The organism is Butyrivibrio sp. INlla21, assembly GCF_900116875.1.
Classification (GTDB): Bacteria; Bacillota; Clostridia; order Lachnospirales; family Lachnospiraceae; genus Butyrivibrio.
Genome location: NZ_FPCC01000004.1, coordinates 197,155 through 219,307 on the forward strand (window position 1 = coordinate 197,155; position 22,153 = coordinate 219,307).

Genomic DNA, 22,153 nt, shown 5'->3' on the forward strand with positions numbered 1-22,153 from the left:
GAGGAGCGCCTGCGTTAACAGGCGCTCCCATATTGTAACCATATACCCCTATAAGATTAACCTTTTTCTCTAAAAAATCAGTTCTTTGCGAAAAGCTTACCGCCACGCTTTGAAACTACGTCAAAGATAACGGCTGCAAGAAGAACGAGACCTTTAACCACCTTCTGCATGTTGGCATCGACACCCATAAGTGACATACCAAGGTTAATAACACCCATAAGAACCGCACCGATAATAACCCCGGGAACTGTTCCGATTCCGCCGTAAGCAGATGCTCCACCGATGAAGCAGGAACCGATAGCATCCATCTCGTAGTTCTGACCGTATGTAGGCTGAGCGGATGTAAGTCTTGCGATTGTAACCATAGCTGCAAGTGCTGCAAGGAATCCCATGTTTGTGTAAGCAAGGAAGTAAACCTTGTCAGTATTGATACCTGAAAGCTTTGTAGCCTTCTCGTTGCCACCTACTGCATAGAAGTGACGACCGATTGTTGTGTTACCTGTGATGTAAGCATATACGATAATAACTGCAAGAACCCAGATAAGAACTGTAGGAATACCCTTGTGCTGAGCGAGCTTATAAGCAAATGCCATGATAACTGCTACAATTGCAACAAGCTTACCAACAAAGATCCAAAGTGCCTCAACCTGATAGTTCTTTGTCTTTTTCTTAATACGTGATCCGAACTGTGTAAGTACGAATACTGTAGCAGCTACAAGACCGCCGAGAAGACATGTAAGGTTAAGTGTTCCGTTTCCGAAAACATCGTGAATATAGCAATCAGCTCCGCCACCGAAGAGGTTAACGAATGTAGTCTTATTGGTAATTGATACTGTAAGACCGTTAAGTACTACGTTTGAAAGTCCTCTGAACGCAAGCATACCTGCAAGTGTTACGATGAAAGGAGGAATTCTTACAAACGCGATCCAGAAGCCCTGGAATGCACCGATTGCTGTACCAACCAAGATCATGATGATGATCGTAAGCCAAACGGGAACACCTTTGTTAACCATAAGTGTTGCACCAACGGCACCAACGAAACATACAACCGATCCAACCGAAAGATCGATGTTACCACCGGTCAAGATACAAAGAAGCATACCTGTTGCAAGAATAAATACGTATGCGTTCTGTGAAATCAAGTTACTAACGTTCATGGGAAGAAGAAGCGCTCCGCCTGTTCTCCATGAAAAGAATGCTACTACTATGATCAATACAAAGATCATTGTATATTTTTTTAAAAATCCAAGAATTTGCTGTCCGCTCATTATTTAACCTCCTTATTTCCGGATGACTGCAAGATATAAGTCATAATTTTTTCCTGAGTAGCGTCTTTACCATCAAGCTCTCCTACCATCTGGCCTTCATTCATAACATATATTCTGTCACACATGCCAAGAATTTCAGGAAGCTCAGAAGAAATCATGATAACTGATTTACCTTCCGCAACGAGCTGGTTGATAATACAGTAAATTTCATATTTAGCACCTACGTCGATACCTCTTGTAGGCTCATCGAGGATAAGAATGTCAGGATTAGCAAACATCCACTTTGCAAGAAGAACCTTCTGCTGGTTACCACCACTAAGGTTTCCTACATTCTGTTCTACGGTAGGACATTTTGTCTTAAGCTTGTCCTTATACTCAACCGCAACAGAGAATTCTTTATCCTTATCAATAACGGAACGATTACTTACTTCCTCAAGATTTGCAAGTGTTGTATTTATCTTGATAGGATTGGTAAGAATAAGTCCGTTTCCTTTACGATCCTCAGTAACATAAGCAAGCTTATGTTTAATGGCATCTTTAACCGATTTAAGGTGAACTTCCTTGCCGTTAATAAAGAGCTGACCGGAAATATTCTCTCCGTAGCTTCTTCCGAAAATACTCATGGCAAGTTCTGTTCTTCCGGCACCCATAAGTCCGGAAATGCCGAGTACCTCACCTTTTCTGACGTTAAGATTGACATTCTTTACTATCTTCTTATCAGTATATAAAGGATGGTAAACATTCCAATCCTTAACTTCCATCATTATTTCGCCGATATGAGACTCTCTCTTGGGGAATCTGTCTGAAAGTTCACGACCAACCATTCCCTTAATGATCCTAGCCTCAGAGATGTCATCAACACCCTTTGTAAGAGTCTCAATAGTTGAACCGTCACGGATAACCGTGATCTTATCAGCAACATAAGAAATCTCGTTAAGCTTATGAGAAATGATGATAGATGTAAGGCCCTGTTCCTTCTTAAGCTTGAGCATAAGATCAAGAAGTGCCTTAGAATCACTCTCATTAAGTGATGATGTGGGCTCATCGAGAATAAGAAGTCTTGCGTTCTTTGAAAGAGCCTTCGCAATCTCAACAAGCTGCTGTTTACCAACACCAATATCCTTAATCAGTGTCTGAGTACTGTCCTTAAGTCCGACAATATCCAGATATTTACGAGCTAAAGCGTTTGTTTCGTTCCAATCGATCTTGAAAGAATTACCTCTCTCATTACCAAGGAACATGTTTTCAGCTATTGTAAGATAAGGAATAAGTGCAAGTTCCTGATGAATGATAACTATTCCTTTTTCTTCACTGTTCTTTATATCTTCGAATTTGCAAACCTCGGAGTCATATATGATATCACCTTCATAGGATCCGTAAGGATAAATTCCACTAAGCACGTTCATCAGTGTAGATTTACCAGCGCCATTTTCACCTACCAGCGCGTGAATTTCGCCCTCTTCAACCTGAAGATTTACATTATCCAAGGCTTTCACACCGGGGAAGGTTTTGGTGATATTCTTCATTTCCAATAATATCTTCGCCAAGTTTACCCCTCCTTATTAAATAAATTAAGATTAGTCATTTTTTTCCTATAAAGAGGCGGGTCTTATAAGGCCCGCCCCCCCTGTTTATATTGTTTTGTTTAAATCAATTACTTAAGATCATCCTCTGTGTAGTATCCGGACTCGATAAGAAGCTTCTCATAGCTGTCCTTATCAGCGAATACAGGCTCGCAAAGGTATGAAGGAATAACTGCAACACCGTTGTCGTATGTTTCCTTATCATTTACAGGAGCCTCGCCGCCCTTCATGATAGCATCAACCATCTTTACAGTCTGAGCTGCAAGATCACGAGTATCCTTGAAGATTGACATAGACTGCTTGCCCTCGATCATAAGCTTAACGTTGGGCTTATCGCAATCCTGACCTGTAACGATAGGCCACTCACCTGTGTAGTTAGCCTTAAGTGAGTTGATTACACCAAGTGCTGTAGAGTCATTTGAGCAAAGAACTGCATCAAGCTTTGTGCCGTCAGCGTAGTTAGCTGAGATGATAGCATCCATTCTTGACTGAGCATTCTCTGTAGCCCATCCCTGTGTAGCAACCTTATCGAAGTCGATCTGTCCTGACTTAACAACGAGCTTACCCTCATCGATGTAGGGCTGAAGAACTTCCATAGCACCGCCATAGAAGAATCTAGCGTTGTTGTCACCGGGATCACCTGTTACGATCTCAAGGTTGAAAGGACCAGCCTGGTTCTTAAGATCAAGCTTCTCTTCGATGTACTGACCCTGCTTTGTTCCAACAAGCTTGTTGTCGAATGTAGCATAGTAAGTAACAGCATCAGAGTTCATGATCAGACGATCGTAAGCGATAACAGGAATGTTAGCTTCCTTAGCCTGCTGAAGAACTGTTCCGAGTGAATCACCTTCGATAGCAGCGATAACAAGAACCTGGCAGCCTGAGCTGATCATGTTCTCGATCTGAGAAACCTGTGTAGGTACGTCGTTAGAAGCGTACTGAACATCAACCTCATAGCCTGCGTCCTTGAGCTGTGCTTCCATGTTAGCACCGTCCTGGTTCCATCTCTGGAGATCCTTTGTAGGCATTGATACACCAACTTTTCCGCCGGCTGCAGCTGCCTCTGCAGGAGCCTCAGCTTCTGCTGCAGGAGCTTCCTCTGCTGTCTCAGCAGGTGCCTCTGCTGCGGGTGCTTCTGTTGCAGGTGCTGCAGCTGTGCCGCATCCTACAAGTGCTGAAGTAACCATAGCAACTGAAAGAAGTGCGCCAATGATCTTTTTCTTCATAACTGTTATTTCCTCCCTATGAAATATAGTTTTTTGCAGATTCATATCTGCTCTTTACAAATAACAATCTATCATAAATAAAATAGGAATAATTTATGATGTTCTGTAAATTTTTACTATCAAAAAATATAGAAATCCGACTATGCTAGCATTATATTGCTGTCATAGTCGGATATATTAATTTTGTGCTATGTGTGATTTTAATCTCGCGTTATTGCGGCATTTTGTCAGGGACAAAGCGATATACGTCCTCTTTTGAATGGAAGCCGTTCTTGATTATAACTTCATTGATATTATCTTCCGTTACACTCTGAGGCTCAATCTTAAGATACGGAACGATAAAACTTCCGTCATCTATCTCGGATATATCAACATCGTTATCCGATAGCTCATGTGTCTGAACAAGCTCTATTGTGCTGACAGCGGCCTGTTTCGCCAACTTCTCGATCGGCTTATAAACTGTCATAAGCTGCGAACCTTCCACTATTCTCTGGCAAGCCTCAAGATCCGCGTCCTGACCTACTACGAGCTTTCGACCCGCAAGTCTTCTCTCGGCAAGTGCGTGCACGACTCTGCTCGCAAGATCGTCATTGCCGCACATTATTGCATCTGCTTCGTTAACTATACCCGTATTGTCGGACATATATTCATATGCTATCTCAGCTTTCCAGCCGTCTGCATATATGCAATCAATAATCTCGTTATTACTGCCGTTCATGACATCTCTAAAGCCTTTTTCAACAAGAGGAACATTATTGTCGGAAGGGGAACCGCATATCATAATAACCTTTCCGTCGTTTAGTCCCGCGTCAACAAACGCCTGTCCCATCATGTTTCCGACTTTTTCATTGTCAAAAGAAATATAGAGGTCCACATTCGCATTATTTATAAGCCTGTCATATGCGACCACCACAATTCCGGCATCCTTGGCTTTTTTAACGGAATCCTGAAGCGAATCGGAATCAATACATACGACAACTATCGCATCCATTCCTTTTTTGATGAAATAATCTATCTGCTTCTTCTGCTCTTCAATATCACCGTTGGCGTTCTGCACATTAACTTCCGCACCAAGCTCCTTGGCCATGGAAACAAATACGTCTCTGTCTCTTTGCCATCTCTCTATAACAAAAGAATCAAAGCTCATTCCGATCTGTATCTTGTCTTCCTCTGTACTTCCGGAACTCTTATTCTCGGCGGCATCTTTATTGCAGCCCAAAAGGCATACCGAGACAAGCAACATGGATAAAAATAAAGATATTGATCTCTTAGCAATTTTTTGTCTTACCATCATTACTTTATTTTCCCTCCTTGTACTCGGTGGGTGTGACTCCTACATTCTTTTTAAAGCTTCTGCTAAAGTAATTGGGATCGGTATATCCGCAGGCCACACATATCTCTTTCATAGACATGTCGGAATTAAGAAGAAGCTCTTTTGCCTTATCAATCCTAATGTTTGTCAGATATTCGATAAAGTTAAGTCCGCTCTCTTCCTTAAACAGCTTACTGAAGTAATAAGGAGAGATATTTACAAAACGCGATACGTCATCCAATGATATCTCCTTGGAGAAGTTATCGGCGATGTATATCTTCGCATTTTTAATGATGTCGTTACTCTTTTCTTCTCTTTTACTTATAACATTTCTGCAAGCTTCCGAGAGTTTATTTATAAACCAGTCTTTTAACCCATCCGCTGTCTCTATAGCCATAAGCTCCGGCAGATAATTGTCTCTTGCGGAGTATTTGTAGGTCTGGCCACCGTTCATGAATGAAAGGCGCTCTGCATAAAGCGCAAATTCAAGAACCTTTATACGCATCGACTGAAGGTCGCCGTTTCCGGCTCTTTTACACATCCAGTCGGTATACTTCTCCGCGGTAACAAGCATCTGATTGAGATCACCGTTACTTACCGCATCAAACATCGGCTTCTCCAGCTCTATCGGATAATCGTCCTCGTAGTCGCAGCCAATTACAAGGTCATCAGCATGTGCCACGGAACCCGTTGTCGCGATAAGCGCATTAAGGGCCTCTCTGTATGAATCTCCGAGTTCGCGAAGAGGTTTCACTCCGCCTATACCTATTCTGAAAGAGATATCGGTTTTCTTCTTAAGTCCTCTTGCAAGCTCTCTTGCTCTGTCTATAAGCTCAGTTCTTTCATTGTATTCCATCTTGGAATTATCAAAAGGGATCAGAACCGCTATCTTATTGGCCATGACATTTCCTATCTTACAGGAAAAATAGTCTTTTACCGCATCTCTTATCTCCTGATATCTGGTAGATATCTTGACCGAGCTTCCGATCGCGTTGGTCATGTGATTGCCTTCCTGCTTATCACCGCAGACGATAGCCATCATATAGCCGTAGTTTTCTCCGATTCCGAGAATGGTCTTGTAGTTGTCAAAATCCTCTTCAAAGTGCTCCTGAAGAAGGATGTCGTATATAAGTCCGTTTTCAAGGATAGGTTCTATTGTCTCGAGCTTTTCTTTTATCTTAAGCTCGTTACTTCTCTTTTCTCTCTCTCCGTCGATCTTGGCCATTGCCTTTTTAAGAACGTCAACAACCTTGGTCTTATCCATGGGTTTGTTGATATATTCAAGTACTCCGAGCTTTATGGCCTCTTTGGCATAATCGAATTTATCATATGCGGACATGACAATAAAAACTGTTCCTGCGGAAAAGCGCTTGATCTCTCTAATTGCTTCGATACCGTTGATACCGGGCATATGAATGTCCATTACGGCAATATCCGGTCTGAATCTCTCGGCAAGCTCTATTACGCTTCTTCCGGTCTTGGCAAACTGTACCTCGCAGTCACTTCCGAATTCCTTCTCAATTATGAATTTCATTGAATCGATAACGATACCCTCGTCATCGGCGATCATTATCCTGTACATTGAATAACTCCGTATCTTGAATTTATAACACAGCTCCTTGAAGCGGTAGTCATTGTGTCTCTATATAAGGAAGTCGTATTATGACTTCGCAGCCCTGATTTTCACCCTTACTCTCTATATTAAACGAGTTACTGTTATCGGTGAAGAGACGAAGCCTTGAAATAACATTATCCATTCCGATTCCGTTATTGTCGTACTGATGCTCCTTGTGCTGCCAGCGTCCGCTCATTATCTTATCGATATCCTCTTGACTGATACCTTTTCCGTTATCAAATATGCTGATGCAAACGCTATTGTCCTCTCTGTATACCCTGAGCGTGATCTTACCCTTATCACCCATCTCTCTGATACCGTGGTTTACGGCATTTTCAACGATCGGCTGCAAGATCATATTGGGCATCGAAACATCGAGAAGTCTTTCATCCACCTGTTTATCATAACCTATGTCGCCCGAAAAACGAACATTGAGGATTCTTATGTAGTTATCTACAAGCGTAACCTCTTCTCTTATGGTAGCTTCGGTCTTCTTGCCGTTTACGTTATATCTGAAAAAGTCAGCTACCGTCTGAACATATTCATAGGTCTTATCGGCGCCCTCCATCATGGCAAGCTGGGCTCCGGCATTGAGCGTGTTAAAAAGAAAATGCGGATTGATCTGCGCCTGCAGATATTTAAGCTGCGCATCCTTAAGATGGGATTCCATCATCAGCTCTTTTTCCTGCATATATCTCTCTTTCTCCATACTCTCGCGAAGTTTTTCGATATACTGCTTGATACTGATGACCATCTTATTAAAGGCATTAAGCACCGTTCCGATCTCATCGTTATAAGTAAGCTCGGGAAGCTCCGTATCGAAGTTTCCTTCCGCAACGCCGTTGGCTGAATCGGCAAGGCGTCTGAGCGGCATGATCATGGTGCTCACAAAGCTTGTGATTATAAGAATATTGCCGGCCATGACCAAAGTGATAACGATAAAGCTTATAAACTCATAGTGTCTGAACGCCGTATTAAGTTCCGAATAATGCTTGGAGTTATTTACAAAAAGCTCAAGGTTAAGACGTGTAATGTAATTATTGATATACTCATACATCTCTGTCGCGTTCTCATAATATGTACGGTACTCCTCAACGTTACGTCCGCGCTTTGCTTCAATGGTCTTTGATACCTCATCAAGATAGTTCTGGGACATATACTTGATGTTTCTCTCCATTCTTCCGAACGAAAACTCGGTGATCTTGTCGTCAAGCCTGTCAGTCATCATCACAAATTGCTGAGCATTATTGTAATAGCCCGTTAGTGAATCCGTTGTCTTGGCGCTTAGATACTCAGTCATCGAATCCTGAACTTTTGTAAGTGAAGTCGACAGCTCGTTAAGATTACGGTTGTCCTGGTAAACCATCTCCATCTCAACCGACATACTGTTGATACCAAGTAGCAAAAAGATGTTTACCACAAAGATAATGATATTGGCGAGCACACAAACGCTTATGATCTTATACTGAAGAGGCTTATCAAGAAATCTATTCATCCTGCTGCGCCTCCTTCATCTTAAGATAGCGCTCGACATTTTCCCTGTTTATAAGGGTAACGTCCGCAGTATAGTACTGGTTGGTATTGCCAAAGGCATAGAAATCGGAAAGCGCTTCTATGCAGTACCGGCCAAGCTGCGTAGTATCAATCTCGATAGTCGCATAGACAGTGCCTTTTTCAATCTCTCTGATTATGGCGTCAGCATCATAATAGCCGAGGATATCGGCCTCACCGACCTTATTAAAGTCAACCAGTGCCTGATATGCACAGACCGTGTTGAGCTCATTAAGGCACACTATAACATCCGGGATATCATCCGCAAGGAAAATATCTCTTATCGACTCCTCAACCGAGAATGCATTGGTATTGTCTATTGTTATTATGGAAAAAGAAAAATCGGTTCCTTCGGGTTTTCCTTGTTCAATAGCATCTTTTATGGCAGATATAAGGACATTATGTCCGGTCTCTTGATCATCGGAATTGACCAAAATGGCTATATCGGTCGTGGCAACTCCCTTGACCGTGCCGTCTTCGTCATACTCATTATTGTCCTTATTCTTCATGATATTGACGATCTGCTTGCCGTATTCTCGTCCGATATTGTAGCTTCCGACACCGACAAAGCTAAGTCTGTTGGAATGTGTATTATCGCTGTACAGCGTAACTACAGGGATTCCGTCTTCCTCAGCGTTGTTTATAAGTTCCGTCATCTTATCCGATTCGTTTGCGTAGACCATGATACCGTCAACCTTGGACGCTATCGCTATTTTCATAAGCTGTTCACAGGAATACTGCGTGGGAAGATTGTCTCCCAAAAGATCCACATAGATATTTTGCTCCTGGGCTGCTTCAAAAGCCCCCTTATATATCTCCTGCCAGAAGTCAGACTTATAGTTATCCGTGATCATAACGTAGTACTTGTCATACTCCTTGTCATCAGTCTGAACGTTGTACTTAAGAATATTGAACCTAAACACAACAAGACCCACGACAATTACAAGTATCACAAAAAGAATTGTAAGTGAGAGAATAACATTAGATTTATTAAGTTTATTTCTTATAAAACCAAGTGGCTTTTTACCCATACCATACATTATAGCATTACTTTGACAGTACGTTGTCAAAAAATAATTTTCTGTTCATCAGCCACGTATACACTTCCCAGGCTCTATCTTCTTCATCGCCCTCATCACGGGCCCATCTTATGTCATCCATTTTCATAGAAAGAGCAATGGCTGACATTTCCTTCGGAAGATAATCGTCTATAATGTCCTCCAGAGCAGGTGAAAGCTTGTCTCTGTAAACTGCTTTCGAAGTTTCGGAGACATCTGTAAATTTACTGAGCTGTCCGTACCAGCCGCCAAGCTCGATACTATCGTTATAGGCAAATCTTTTATCCGAATAAAAATCATCAGTCATGGACTTGTCATAGTCCCAGATCGGTCCGCCGTAAATCTTGTCATCGCCGGCAAGCTTGTACATAAAAAGGCTTCCGTCCGAATAATCCTGCAGAGCAAAGAAATCCTGCATAAGACACATGGTACTCCAGCTCTCCACATCGAGATAATCTTTGTAAGAAAGCCCCGTATCGTGATTGATCCCATCCTCGCTGTACACAGCCTTTTCGACCTGCCTCACATAATCCGCGATATAAAAAGTCTCCTCTTTTGACGCATACTGCGGCGAATTTATCACAACGGTCTTATTCTCGGTATTAAACCAGCTGTTTACGTACTGCTCTTCCTGAGGTCTTCCCTCAAGATCAAACTCCATAAGGTAACTGCCCGTGATATCCTCGGGATCTTTATCAAGAATACTGTACTTGATCTCATACCTTGTCTTTTCATCCAGAATCTCAGACTTTGGCACATCCGTCAGAAGTACACTGTTGGCGATCTTATTGGCATCATCAAGATTATGCTCAAAATCAACGCTTCCGCCTCTTGTGTTGATCCTTGTGGAAAGGAGATAGAGCCCGGCATATTCCCCGTTCACATAAAGGTTCACATGCCTAAACTGCGGTGAATACTTCATCCCTATCATATCTGCTGCCTTGTAAACAATAGCATCCTTAAGATTCGAAGGATCCATATAATTAGCTATAAGCGCATATTTGGAAGACGGCGACATACCGAATAATCCAATATCATCGGATAAATTGATCCTAAGAGGTCTCTTGGGACAAGAAGCCCAGGTCGAACCACCTCTTCCGCCGGTAACGCAGTGTATCATCTTATCCTGCTGCCCTCTTGTATCCGTCGTTATCATCACGGCATTTATGAGCGCATACCTATCAGTAAAAACAGCCTCCGAATCCTCATCTGAGGTTGTAAGAAAAACAGAGTTTAAGCCATCTGCAACGCTCACCGAAAGAAGACCCTCGCACAACACATTTTTGCGACGATCCAATAGCCTTACCTTAGCATCTTGTAACGAAATGGGAATCTCAAAATCCGAACGATAAATATGTCCGTCAATTTCCAGATTGGTGCCCTTTGGAAGCTTACATTTATAGCTTCCCACCGTGTCCGTGGAATACGGCAAAAAGAGATACCACTTGTCATTTTCGGTATCTTTTCCCGATTCTGCATTATCAAGATCATAGCTTTTGCACATACAGATCTCGTTGCCAAAAGCTCTCTTTCCGTAATATACCGCGACATTATCAAAGCTCGCGCTAAAGTTATCCTCCGTATCCTTGTCTTTATGTTCTATAAATGGCACGGATAGCAGAAGCAGCGAAATAACAAGAAAAATAAAAACTTTTATGTTTAATGCTTTCAAGTGTTCCCCCGACCCAACATTTTTCTTTTTTCTTATCTACTCATTATAAAGAACTCTTCGAGCTTATCAAGAAGCTCTCTTTTATCTATTGTTTTTAAAAGATATCCCTCCGGCTTAAGTGAAACGACACTCATTACACTGTCTTTACCTTCCCAGTCCATTCCGATGGCGTTGACATCAAAAGGTTCAAAAACGCCGGTCATTCCGGATTCATTTATCTTTTGTACGAGTACTTTAACCAGAAAGGTCTCTTTTTCCCCGATAACCATAATACGTTTCTTTTGCATATGATCTCCTTGGCAATAAACGATTATATATATAATAATATCACAAAATTCTGATATCTGTTATTACACATTGATCCCCCGTAATCGCCAGATACACATCTTCTTTCCCTTTGGGAACATTTGTCGTACACCTGATATTTATTCCGAAGTTTTCGGTCTCCAACGTGATCTTGTTGCGTCTTCTCATAAATGACAAAGTGCATTCAAATCCCTTTTTATTCAGCTTCTTCCATTCATCCCATCCCTTAAATTCTTCTCCTCTGTGCACACTCAGTTCATTGTCCGCAAGGTTATTTTCCGTAGCATCTTCACCGTCAAGACGGATACAGCAATGCTCCGTATATCCGCTTCCCTCCGGAAGTCTGTCATCTGATGAAAACAGGAGTATGTAAGCACAGTGCCATATAAGATTGGCAGTGGGAAGACTCATTGTTCTAAGCTTGATCCTCATTCCGTTGATAACCGGAATTGCTTTTGAATATGCCTTCCTATACCCCTCTATCTGCACATTGGGAATATCCCCCTCTATCTTGTCGGTATAGGTTATTTCCTGCACTATCCTCGGGATATACTTTTCATCGATCTGCTGCCCCGTATCATTAAATGAAGCATTCATGATATGGCAATGCTCTCCGGTGAATGCCAGATAACAGTACCTAAGATATGTCAGGACAGCTATCAAAATTGCAGGTAATTGTCCCCACACAAACGCCATACAAATAGTTCCGATAGTATCAAGATATATCGGAAGATTAAAAAAAGCCGTGATTCTAAGGGCAATGATATTAACTGCCACGCATATTACTACCCAGCGAATAAACTCTATTTGAAGTTGTTTGCTCTTACTTAAATGTCCCTTCACTAAGATAAATCCCCTCATGGATATAAAGAGGCGGTAACGAAAACAACATTACCGCCTCCCAACTTCTTAATAAATCAAGTTAACCTATATTCTGTTTATTCCGAGATCTTAAATACATCGATATCCTTCTGTACGTCGTTGGCGATATCGGAAATCTGAGTAGCAATTGAAGATACTTCTTCCATCATGTTGCTTACAACAGATGTTGAAGCACTTGTCTCCTGAGTCGTTGCCGCATTGGTCTCTGCGATGGACGACAGTGATTCAACAACACCGACAACGGAGCTTCTGATATCATCAAGTCTCTGAACCGTTGACGAGATCTCATCGATACTTTCGAGGTTATTGATGATCTCACCCTCAACAGATCCGAATATCTCTTTGGTCTGCTGAACATATTCGTTCTGTCTGTCAATTATCTTCTTAACGTCATCCATAGCCTCGATCGATCTCTTGGAGTTATCAATAAGCTGCTGGATGATATCGTTGATCTCTTTCGTTGTATCCGCGGTCTGTGAAGCAAGTGAACCGATCTCACCGGCAACAACCGCAAATCCTCGTCCCGCATCTCCTGCTCTTGCAGCCTCAATAGAAGCATTCAGTGACAAAAGATTGGTCTGGGTTGCGATAGATGCAATAAGCTCGGAAGCCTTTGCAATCTGGTCTGCGGAATGGCTTGTCTCCGCCGTCTGCTCGTACATCGCATCTACAGCCAGCTTGGTCTTTTCGTTGACTTCGCCAAGTTCTCTGAGAATCTCTCCGGCTTTCTTGGAGGAATCCTGCATGGACTGAGAAGCCTCTTTAAGCTGCATTGTCTTTTCCTTGGTCTCCTCAACCATAACTCCGATCTCTTTTACGGAATCGGTAGCGTTCTTGGTCTCGATAGACTGATTGGTTGCGCCCTGAGCAATATCGTGAACCGCTACATCAACCTGACCGATGGATTCAAGCGTGGACTCCGAATTCTCACGAAGCTTGCCGGAACCCGACTGCAGATTTCCGGACAGTGTACGAAGCGATCTGATCGTCGATTCAACCGCTCCCGAAAGGTTCTTGGTTGCGTTCGCAATAAGTCCGACCTCATCTTTACGTCCGTCGTATTTGGCAAGTGCGGCCTGCTTGGTAATATCAAGTGTTCCGAGATCCTTGATAACGTGTGTAACGCCCTCGATATCCTTGGATATTGCTTTGGATACAAGGATGACTCCTACAAGTGAAAGGATGAACACGATAATAGTCAGAATAAGAATCTTATTACTAAGAGCATTTATATCGCTCATGAAATCACTTTCGGGATCTTCTACTATGAAGCAGAATCCGAATGCGGGGATACTTCTGTATGACATAATCATCTTGCCTGTTCCCGCTCTGTTAAACATAAAGAATCCTTCGGGGGTTTCCTGCATTTTTTCAATTGCGGCAAGGTGATTTGGATCTTCGATCGCTACTCCGAGGAGTGCCGGATCGGGTGCAAATACATAAGCCGGAGGCGATTCGGTATTGGGGTCTCCACTGCTAAGCAGATACATCTGCGCCTCATCAAGTCCCTCAGCACTAAGTCCGACGATAAGATCCTGAAGCTCTTCAACATAAACGCAGCCTCCGACAAAACCAATGGCTTTGCCCGCAGCATTATAAACATTTGAAAAAGCCATCGCAACGTTTGTATTGGTTGCCGGCGAAAGAACAATACCTGCGACAAACTGTCCGCCCAGAGTATCAATGATCTGAGTGAATCCTGCCAAATCGGCATTGGCTATCTGTCCGACAAATGATGTATCGGTATGAGTGTAAACTTTGGTTGCATCATCGGCTACGTACATACTCTCTATGTCGGATCTGGTCGTGACAAGACTCTCCAAAGTCTTCTGTGCATCCTGCTGTGCCTCCGCGTCGTCTACGTGCTCCATGAGGTAAACGACCTTAGGGTCTCTTGCATAGGTATTACAGAGTCTTTGCAATTCCGTCAGGTGCTTATCAATTATGATCGCACGGCTCTCGGTAAGCTCAGCCAGCCTTACCTCTGTCTGTTTTCTCATAATAGATCTTGTTGTTGTATTGATTATGCCGTAAATAGCTCCAAGTCCGATAAGAATAACAAGACCAATTACAAGACTCATCTTAACGTAAATCTTCAAATTGTTGATCTTCTTCATTACTCAGCCTCCTTGACGCACCAAAGAAAAACATGCCGGGAATAATTATCTGACAATTAAAAACGTTATATATACATCTTACCATTTTGTTCGTAAATTTATTCTAAATCTTATCGGCAAATCATTAACTTTTTATAAAATCGCACATCTTTTTTATAGCTCGTATTTGGATTTTTTCCTGGTGATCTCATTCATGTAGGAAGCAGTGATGATACCTGTGGGAAGCGCAATGACAGCCATTCCCATAAGCGCAGAGATCATGGTAATCATACGTCCTATCGGAGTTACGGGCGAGATATCACCGTATCCGATAGTCGTAATAGATATAGTAGCCCAATAAAGGGCATCAAAGAACGTGTTAAAAAGATCCGGCTCAAGCTGAAATACCAGCATGGCGGATACAAAGATATATATGACGATCAGGATAAGGACCGCAAAGAGCTGCTTCTTAACCTTTCTGAGCACATTGGCGATTATTATCATTGTCTTTGAATAACGGATTAGTTTGAATATTCTAAAGAATCTAAAGAGCTTAAGAAGGCGGATAAAGCCGGAAACAGGCACAAACAGTGCTATAACAGGTAAGATGGACAAAATATCCATGATCGCAAGAGGCGTTAGGATGTAAGCAAAATAAGTCCTTACGCTCTTAAAGCCCATCTTGTAATCGGCCGTATAGACTCTCGCACAATAGTCCGTAAAAAAGATAAGACTAGTAAAAAGCTCTATTATGCGGGTGTACATATTCTCCCCTTTCATTGTCATGGGAAGAAGACCTACAATGACGGCTGCCGTGATCATAACGTCATAGGCCCTACTTGATTTGTCACCTACACTTGATACTTCTAGTACTTCATAGATTCGCTTCTTGATGTTGTACATACCAATCCCTACCTTGCTCCGACAAACAACGCCAAAAAGCCAAGAATCGCAAGCGCCACTGTAATGATCCTGCAAAGCGCTATGAACAGCTTGGCCTGTGTGATCTTGACGTTTTCGTGTACTCCGTCATCTCCAATAAGATGGCTTGATTCATTAACATCATTTCGCATACAAATTACCTCTATTTCAATGGTAGCACAGGAGTGTTACAGAAGCAATTTGATTAATTTATGAAAGATATCTGCTCGTATTTGTCGGGAAGCTCATTAAGATATCCGAAGCACTTATAGGGATCTGCTATTATTCCGTGCTCAGCGCAGAATCTGTTGAATACGGTCATAAGAGCTTTCTCATTTGGGCTCTGAAGCTCATAGGCATTACCGTAGCGCTCTATATACCGCTTCTTCATCCCCGGGAAATGCTTATCGAGAGCCGCGTAGTAATATTCGCGGTCGCCTTCTCTAAGCGTAAGTCCCATGCCGAATATTATGATGCCCTTCACGCCCACGCGGGCGCATTCCGACAGTATCGGCATGATATTCTCTTCCGTATCGTTTATGAAAGGCAGGATAGGCGTCATCCAAACCACGGTCGGGATTCCTCTTTTCTGCAATTCATCAAGAACCTCTATGCGGCGTTTGGTGTTGCAGACATTCGGCTCTATGATCTTGCACAGCTCATCGTCATAGGTTGTAAGAGTCATCTGAACAACGCACTTGGCTTTTTTGTTTATCTCATCAAGAATATCTATATCGCGCAGTATCCTGTCAGACTTGGTCTGTATCGCAAGGCCGAACTCATAACGTGCTATGATCTCAAGGCACTTCCTTGTGAGCTCAAGCTGCTCTTCGCAGTGCATGTACGGATCAGACATCGCTCCCGTTCCTATCATGCACTTCTTTCGCTTGGATCTAAGCGCCTTTTCAAGGAGCTCCGGTGCGTTCCGCTTAACTTCGATATCCTCAAAATCATGCGTAAACTGATAGCACTTGCTCCTTGAATCGCAATATATACAGCCGTGTGTACATCCCCTGTAGATGTTCATCCCGTTAAGGCCGTTGTTTGAAGTCAGTATTCCTTTTGCATCAACAAAATGCATAGGTCACTCCTTGTTACAAATCTTATCTATACTGGTAGGAAGATGCATCATATGGTGCGATGTCATAGGTGTTAAGATCATTCCTCCGATAGTGAGTCTTCCCCAGAATACAAGGAGCCATACAGAGCGGAAATCGGTTGTCACACCACCCTCTTCAAGGATTCTCATAACCCGCTCTTCGGGAACCATGTTCTTAATTTGCTCAAGAGATAGTCCTGCCAAAATACGGCGTGTGTTCTTTCCTACTTCTATCATGTAATTCTTAAGTTCTTTTGCATTTATGTTCTTGGCCCATTCGGTTAGTTCATCGGGTTCAAGCGCATTACCGGTGTCAGTTATGGATGAACCTATCTTCTTCTGCCACTCGTCATTAAATATCTGATTGCCGTTCTCCATAAGTATATTACTGACAAGGTCCTCAATCCTGTAGGTATGCCATAGCTGCCAGCACATGGGAACCGTCTTACTTCCCGCGTAGTGAAGATCCGTATCCCACGTTTCTCTCTGGACGATCTCATTCTGATTACCGGAAAGAACATAGTCCAGTACAATGTCCGCAACCGTCTTCTCACTTCTACCCGAAACTAACGCCGGGTGCACCATCGCATGAAGCTCAAGCGTAAGCTCTTTTATCTTATCCAGATCATCTCCCTCAAGCGCAGCCTTTAGTTCCTCGAATGTACAGTTGATTGCCTTGATCATCTCGTCTTTGTTCATTGTGTCTCCTCCTGCTTTCAGTCATACATTTTCTTCATCGCGATGACGATGTCACGGATTCTCTTTCGTACCTCGACAGGCTCCAGCACTTCCGCCTTGTCCCCGAATGTCATTATCCAATCGGTAAAATAGTCCGCGTCGGTGTAATCTGCCGTAAACAACAGCTTCCCATCCTTTGTCTCTTCAAAGCACCCTGGGCCGAACTCCTCTACAAGTCGCCACTTCACATCGGGGGTAAAAAGAGCTTTCACCTTGATCTCCATAGGATAGATGTTCTCGGTCTCAAGATCGGGTAACGGGGCGTTTCTGCAGACAAAAGACTTATCTGTCTGCTTCACTTTGTCCATACGGTTTAGTTTAAAAAGCCTGTAGTCTTTTCGTTTCCTGCAAAAACCGTAAACGTACCAGCTGCTCCACTTAAACACGACATAGTAAGGCTCGATCGTGCGCTTACTCTCACCCGAAGGCGCATAGTACTCAAAAGACAAAAGGTGCCTGTTTTCGATAGCATCCTGAATCGTTGCTATCTTCGGAGCAAGTGATGTCTTGTACCACGAAGAAAGATCGATAAGCATAGAATCTTTTCCGCTGATAAACTCGGAAGAACCGGTCTGAAGCTTCTCCATAAGCTGCCCGTAGTACTTGCTGCCGCTCACACTATCAAGACTCCTAAGCCCCGCAAGAATCATCTGCATATCTTTGGATGTAAGAATTGTCCTATCCATGCGATATCCGCTCATTATGCTGATTCCGCCGCCGGTGCCTTGCGTTGTCTGTATGGGTACCCCGGCCTTGCACAGAGCTTCTATATCCCTGTTTATCGTTCTTCTTGAGACTTCAAAGTGCTCTGCGAGCTCCGGAGCAGTCGTCATCTCTTTTTGCAAAAGTATCGATAATATTCCGATCAGCCTGTCAATCTTCATATTTCCTACTCTCCGTAAACATCATAACTTAGATAACATGACAGCTATATGTCATGTTTATAAAATAATTTTACCCGCTTATCGGAAATAATCCAAGAAGCGGGTAAAAATTTAATCAGTATTATCTTGTTTTTAATGATAAGCCATAATCATATCCAAACTTAAAAGCAAAAATAGTAGAATGCGCAAGCAACGCCATAATTCCTATTCCAAACAAAACCCCTGTAATCACTCGTCTTAGGTTTGTGCTTTCATAACTAGTTAAGCGCTGGATAAAACCATCCGCGATAAGCGGTATCATCATGATAAAAGATATAAGTACCGACGGTTTCCAAAACCAGAACAAGATTACACTTGATAAAACACCGATCAGTTCACCTGTACATCTGGCACATATCGGAAACTGATGTCCTTTATAATAAAAGGATCTGTCGCTTCGACAGTGACAACCGAATATTCTTGGTAACCAACGATACATCCATTCAATCATATTCAGATTCTCATCATCCCATGGTTGCTATACCTATACCGAAGATAGCAACAATAATTACATAAACGATATAAATACCTACGCAAACAAGTGCACCGATTCCGGCTGCCTTAGCAGTCTTGGGCTTTGTATCCTTCCAAACAAGGAAAAGAATAAGACCAACGATAGGAATACAGCATCCAAGAAGTCCCCAAAGAAATCCTCCGTTATCAACTACAGGTGCCTGTCCCTGATACTGAGGCGCGTTGTACTGATTTTCAACGCCGTTAACATTGTTCTCGTTGTTTCCCTCAAAATTGTTTTCACTCATTTTCAATATCTCCTTCCAAAACTATGAATTTTTCCAGCTGTTATACATGTGTTTTTTTAACAGCTCCCTTAATACATTTGTAATTCTAAAGCAAAAACATGTAATCACACAATAGCCAATTTGGAAAAATAAGATATTAATTTTTGTGATTATGAAAAAATAAAAGGGGTTTATTCGCCACCGGCTTTTTTACGGTATGTTTTAACCAATTTCTTTTAACATATATTCCGCATAGCGCTTGGCAAGCTCTGCATCGTAGGCTCCGTTTTCTCCGGTCTCGTACTCACGCATAGCTTCTTTTATCTGATTGTGATATTCCTTTGGAATAACGTTAAGCGCCCACTCGCCGCCCTCTTTTTTGGAAAGGACTTTCTCCTCTTTAATATAAGCAAGGACTCTGGCAAGATTGAGCGTTATGTACATCGTATTGTCTAGGATATCGTCCTCGGCCTCTGCGATATCGTCTTTTATAGAATCCATGTAATCGGCCTTCGGAACTTCAGCAAACACCTCATCTATCGGCTCGCCGCATAGGCATTTGCCTCTTTTCTTTATAATCGTAAAGTGCGCCGCGAGGTCCGAATCTGCTCCGTTCATCTTCCTAATATAATCATCCGGATTGTCCTTGTACCATCCAAGATGCATCACAGAGAAATGGAGCTCAAAAGGTGTCGGATAAACAAAGGGCTTACAGACTTCCTTTTTTACAATGCTCATCTCAATGCCTTTCGCAGGGCCTTTCTCATTAAGATCAACGACCGTATCCATGATTTCTTTTTTCTCCGGATCAGTCATTGGATTATTTACGACAATTATAAGATCCAGGTCGCTCTTTTTCGGATTGTAACAGCCCATAACTGCTGAGCCGTGAAGGTAAATGCCTGTCAGGTTTTCTTTTAATATGTCTTTTGCATGGTTTACGAATTCGGTTAGTATTTCATTTATGTCCATTTATAAATCATTCTTCCTCTTTACTTCTTATACTCAAAGATATCCATATCTGCTATAACTGCAATGCCTTTACTAATGGCCTCATCATAAGAAACATTTTCATAGAGAAGCCTTTTAGTAATATTGTTATAATCCGACTCATAGAATCTACTATCAATTATTTCATGAAGCATCTTAGGAATATTGTACTCCAACTGTGCTGATGGATTATTCTTAGATAGCATTCTGTCATTTCTTACTTCATCAATAAGATCATCCAATGCTTTATTGATTTTTATTTGTGGAAGTATCTTAGCTATATCATATAGATGTCTTGAATCTCTATCCTGCATATCTTGTATTCTATAATCACAGATAGCAAATACTTTATCTATAAATGTTCTTTCCAGGGATTGAAGATTCATTTCAACGCTTGCCGCCTCAAACGGTATAGGCAACGTAATTCCATTATTTTTACAAAAATCCCCTACAAAGCTTTTAATCTCATGCTTTTCTACAGGATACACTGTCTGATAAAAACTGGTTTCAACTATCAGTTCTAATGGAATCTCGCTGAACAATGATTCATAATCGTACACATACTTATTATAGCTGTGCCTAGACTGAATATCTTCCGGATTATCCAACTGCAAACCAAGCCCATTTGCTATTTCTGTTATCGTAGATTTGGATTGTCTCTTGTCAGATTCTGTAGGCTTCACATTCATAGACAAATCAAGGTCTTCAGAAAATCTGTCTATCAAACCATACCCCTTCGAAAGCGATGTACCACCTTTAAATACAAAAGGTAATTCTGACTTCGATAGTTCCATCAAAAACATTGATTGAATTGTATCCTTCTCAATCATCTGCGGTGTGGTGGTAGCATCTAAATAGTACAAAGCAAAATGAGATATTCCCCTTCAGGTAATATATAATAACCAATATGGAGGAGCTCATTATGCCAAGAAAAAACAAACAACACACTAAGCAATTTAAGTTGGATGCTGTCAACTATTGCAACGAACATCCTGATTTAACTCAAGCTGAATGTGCTAAGAACCTGGGAATAGGTGTCAGCACTTTAGCTAGGTGGCAATCCCAATTCAAGAACAATGACGGTGATATACCTGTCAGAGGTTCCGGTAACTATAGTTCTGATGAGCAAAAGGAAATTGCTCGTCTAAAACGTGAGCTTAGGGATGCTCAGGACGCCCTTGATGTGTTAAAAAAAGCCATCAGCATTCTGGGGAAAGACTGACAGAAGCCATTTATACCGAAGTTTCTGCCAAAGTGGAGGCATCTAAAGTTTCTAAGCGCCAAGTCTCTACTTCTGGAATGCTGAAATTGTTAGGCGTGTCTCGCTCTGGATACCGAGCTTTCCTTAACAGGAAAGTTTCTCCCACAAAGCAGCGTAAAAACGCTGTTAAGAAGGAAATCCAGAAAATATATGATAAATCTAAACAGAACTACGGAGCCCCTAAAATAACCAAAGAACTTCGCGCTTCTGGTGAGACCATCTCCGAACGCACAGTAGGTAAATACATGCGTGAAATGGGTATCAGAGCCCAATGGACTAAACCTTGGATTGCTACTACCAAAGACTCAGATTTCAGCAAGCAGCTTCATAACATCCTTGATGAACAATTTAACCCAGATCGTCCTAACGCTGTCTGGTGCACTGATATAACTTACATTTGGACACAGGATGGATTCGTTTATCTCAACTGTGTCATGGACTTATATGCTAGAAAGATAATTGCATGGACTCTAGCTGACTCCATGGAAGTATCTACTGTTATTGAAACAATTAACAAAGCCAAGGCTCGCAGATCAACTGACCAGCCTTTAATCATACATACTGACCGTGGCAGTCAATACGTGTCAGAGGCCTGGAGAGAGGCCACCAAAAAGATGACTAATAGCTATTCCCATAAGGGCTATCCTTACGATAATGCCTGCATCGAATCATTCCACTCCTTGATTAAAAGGGAATGGCTTAACAGGTTTACAATTAAAGACTATCGTCATGCTTATTCTCTAGTATTTGAATACATAGAGACCTTTTATAATACCGTCAGAATTCATAGCCACTGTGACTACATGTCTCCTGATGAGTATGAAAAGCTGTACGAAAGGGTAAGTGATTTGTCTGCTGCTTAGCAGGCGAATCCTCTCATTTTAATTTGTACTAAATCTTGACATAGGACCA

The 22,153-nt window shown here is 42.1% G+C and carries 22 protein-coding genes; 2 read left to right on the top strand and 20 right to left on the bottom strand.

The window, feature by feature from the left end; all coding sequences use genetic code 11:
* Nucleotides 1-77 precede the first annotated feature (77 nt).
* The 20 genes from mmsB to BM377_RS03595 form a co-directional block, all read right to left on the bottom strand.
* Complete coding sequence (mmsB, locus tag BM377_RS03505) at nucleotides 78-1,268, bottom strand: multiple monosaccharide ABC transporter permease (RefSeq protein ID WP_092243777.1); 1,191 nt, start codon at nucleotides 1,266-1,268, stop codon at nucleotides 78-80.
* Nucleotides 1,268-2,815 carry a multiple monosaccharide ABC transporter ATP-binding protein gene (gene mmsA / locus BM377_RS03510; RefSeq protein ID WP_092243781.1) on the bottom strand — a complete coding sequence of 516 codons (1,548 nt, stop codon included), beginning with the start codon at nucleotides 2,813-2,815 and terminating at the stop codon, nucleotides 1,268-1,270. The genes mmsB and mmsA overlap by 1 nt, the downstream gene beginning before the upstream one ends.
* A gap of 107 nt (nucleotides 2,816-2,922) precedes the next feature.
* Complete coding sequence (gene chvE / locus BM377_RS03515) at nucleotides 2,923-4,077, bottom strand: multiple monosaccharide ABC transporter substrate-binding protein (RefSeq protein WP_092243783.1); 1,155 nt, start codon at nucleotides 4,075-4,077, stop codon at nucleotides 2,923-2,925.
* A gap of 211 nt (nucleotides 4,078-4,288) precedes the next feature.
* The gene (locus BM377_RS03520) at nucleotides 4,289-5,371 is read right to left on the bottom strand and encodes a sugar ABC transporter substrate-binding protein (protein WP_242948080.1); all 1,083 of its coding nucleotides are present in this window, start codon (nucleotides 5,369-5,371) and stop codon (nucleotides 4,289-4,291) included.
* A gap of 4 nt (nucleotides 5,372-5,375) precedes the next feature.
* Complete coding sequence (locus BM377_RS03525) at nucleotides 5,376-6,971, bottom strand: response regulator transcription factor (protein ID WP_092243786.1); 1,596 nt, start codon at nucleotides 6,969-6,971, stop codon at nucleotides 5,376-5,378.
* 49 nt (nucleotides 6,972-7,020) lie between these two features.
* Nucleotides 7,021-8,499, bottom strand: coding sequence for a sensor histidine kinase (locus BM377_RS03530; RefSeq protein WP_092243789.1), 1,479 nt, complete (start codon nucleotides 8,497-8,499; stop codon nucleotides 7,021-7,023).
* Nucleotides 8,492-9,586 carry a substrate-binding domain-containing protein gene (locus tag BM377_RS03535; RefSeq protein ID WP_177223781.1) on the bottom strand — a complete coding sequence of 365 codons (1,095 nt, stop codon included), beginning with the start codon at nucleotides 9,584-9,586 and terminating at the stop codon, nucleotides 8,492-8,494. The genes BM377_RS03530 and BM377_RS03535 overlap by 8 nt, the downstream gene beginning before the upstream one ends.
* A gap of 16 nt (nucleotides 9,587-9,602) precedes the next feature.
* Complete coding sequence (locus tag BM377_RS03540) at nucleotides 9,603-11,285, bottom strand: CotH kinase family protein (protein ID WP_092243795.1); 1,683 nt, start codon at nucleotides 11,283-11,285, stop codon at nucleotides 9,603-9,605.
* A 32-nt stretch (nucleotides 11,286-11,317) separates the two neighbouring features.
* Entirely contained in the window at nucleotides 11,318-11,572 is a 255-nt protein-coding gene (locus BM377_RS03545) for a hypothetical protein (RefSeq protein ID WP_092243798.1), read from the bottom strand.
* A 40-nt stretch (nucleotides 11,573-11,612) separates the two neighbouring features.
* Nucleotides 11,613-12,434 (bottom strand): hypothetical protein, encoded by an 822-nt coding sequence (locus BM377_RS03550; protein ID WP_143104454.1) that lies wholly within the window; start codon nucleotides 12,432-12,434, stop codon nucleotides 11,613-11,615.
* A 95-nt stretch (nucleotides 12,435-12,529) separates the two neighbouring features.
* Nucleotides 12,530-14,590 (bottom strand): methyl-accepting chemotaxis protein, encoded by a 2,061-nt coding sequence (locus tag BM377_RS03555; protein ID WP_092243804.1) that lies wholly within the window; start codon nucleotides 14,588-14,590, stop codon nucleotides 12,530-12,532.
* 153 nt (nucleotides 14,591-14,743) lie between these two features.
* The gene (locus tag BM377_RS03560) at nucleotides 14,744-15,472 is read right to left on the bottom strand and encodes an ion transporter (RefSeq protein ID WP_092243807.1); all 729 of its coding nucleotides are present in this window, start codon (nucleotides 15,470-15,472) and stop codon (nucleotides 14,744-14,746) included.
* 8 nt (nucleotides 15,473-15,480) lie between these two features.
* Nucleotides 15,481-15,642: a hypothetical protein gene (locus BM377_RS16275; protein WP_177223782.1), complete on the bottom strand. Its 162-nt coding sequence runs from the start codon at nucleotides 15,640-15,642 to the stop codon at nucleotides 15,481-15,483.
* Nucleotides 15,643-15,695: 53 nt separating this feature from the next.
* Nucleotides 15,696-16,571 (bottom strand): SPL family radical SAM protein, encoded by an 876-nt coding sequence (locus tag BM377_RS03565; protein ID WP_092243809.1) that lies wholly within the window; start codon nucleotides 16,569-16,571, stop codon nucleotides 15,696-15,698.
* A gap of 3 nt (nucleotides 16,572-16,574) precedes the next feature.
* Complete coding sequence (locus BM377_RS03570) at nucleotides 16,575-17,288, bottom strand: hypothetical protein (protein ID WP_092243812.1); 714 nt, start codon at nucleotides 17,286-17,288, stop codon at nucleotides 16,575-16,577.
* A gap of 17 nt (nucleotides 17,289-17,305) precedes the next feature.
* Nucleotides 17,306-18,211 carry a helix-turn-helix transcriptional regulator gene (locus BM377_RS03575; RefSeq protein ID WP_092243815.1) on the bottom strand — a complete coding sequence of 302 codons (906 nt, stop codon included), beginning with the start codon at nucleotides 18,209-18,211 and terminating at the stop codon, nucleotides 17,306-17,308.
* Between the two features lie 121 nt (nucleotides 18,212-18,332).
* A complete protein-coding gene (locus tag BM377_RS16710) occupies nucleotides 18,333-18,701 on the bottom strand; it encodes a DUF2085 domain-containing protein (RefSeq protein WP_092243818.1) in 369 nt (122 codons plus the stop codon).
* Nucleotides 18,702-18,714: 13 nt separating this feature from the next.
* Nucleotides 18,715-19,011, bottom strand: coding sequence for a zinc ribbon domain-containing protein (locus BM377_RS03585; protein WP_092243821.1), 297 nt, complete (start codon nucleotides 19,009-19,011; stop codon nucleotides 18,715-18,717).
* Between the two features lie 201 nt (nucleotides 19,012-19,212).
* Entirely contained in the window at nucleotides 19,213-19,962 is a 750-nt protein-coding gene (locus BM377_RS03590; protein ID WP_092243824.1) for an aminoglycoside adenylyltransferase domain-containing protein, read from the bottom strand.
* Between the two features lie 20 nt (nucleotides 19,963-19,982).
* The gene (locus BM377_RS03595) at nucleotides 19,983-20,843 is read right to left on the bottom strand and encodes a nucleotidyl transferase AbiEii/AbiGii toxin family protein (protein WP_242948081.1); all 861 of its coding nucleotides are present in this window, start codon (nucleotides 20,841-20,843) and stop codon (nucleotides 19,983-19,985) included.
* A gap of 59 nt (nucleotides 20,844-20,902) precedes the next feature.
* Between BM377_RS03595 and BM377_RS03600 the strand changes: the two genes are divergently transcribed.
* Together BM377_RS03600 and BM377_RS03605 are read left to right on the top strand one after the other, a co-directional pair.
* Entirely contained in the window at nucleotides 20,903-21,202 is a 300-nt protein-coding gene (locus BM377_RS03600; protein ID WP_092243827.1) for a transposase, read from the top strand.
* A 32-nt stretch (nucleotides 21,203-21,234) separates the two neighbouring features.
* A complete protein-coding gene (locus BM377_RS03605) occupies nucleotides 21,235-22,104 on the top strand; it encodes an IS3 family transposase (RefSeq protein ID WP_177223783.1) in 870 nt (289 codons plus the stop codon).
* The last annotated feature ends 49 nt before the right edge of the window (nucleotides 22,105-22,153 follow it).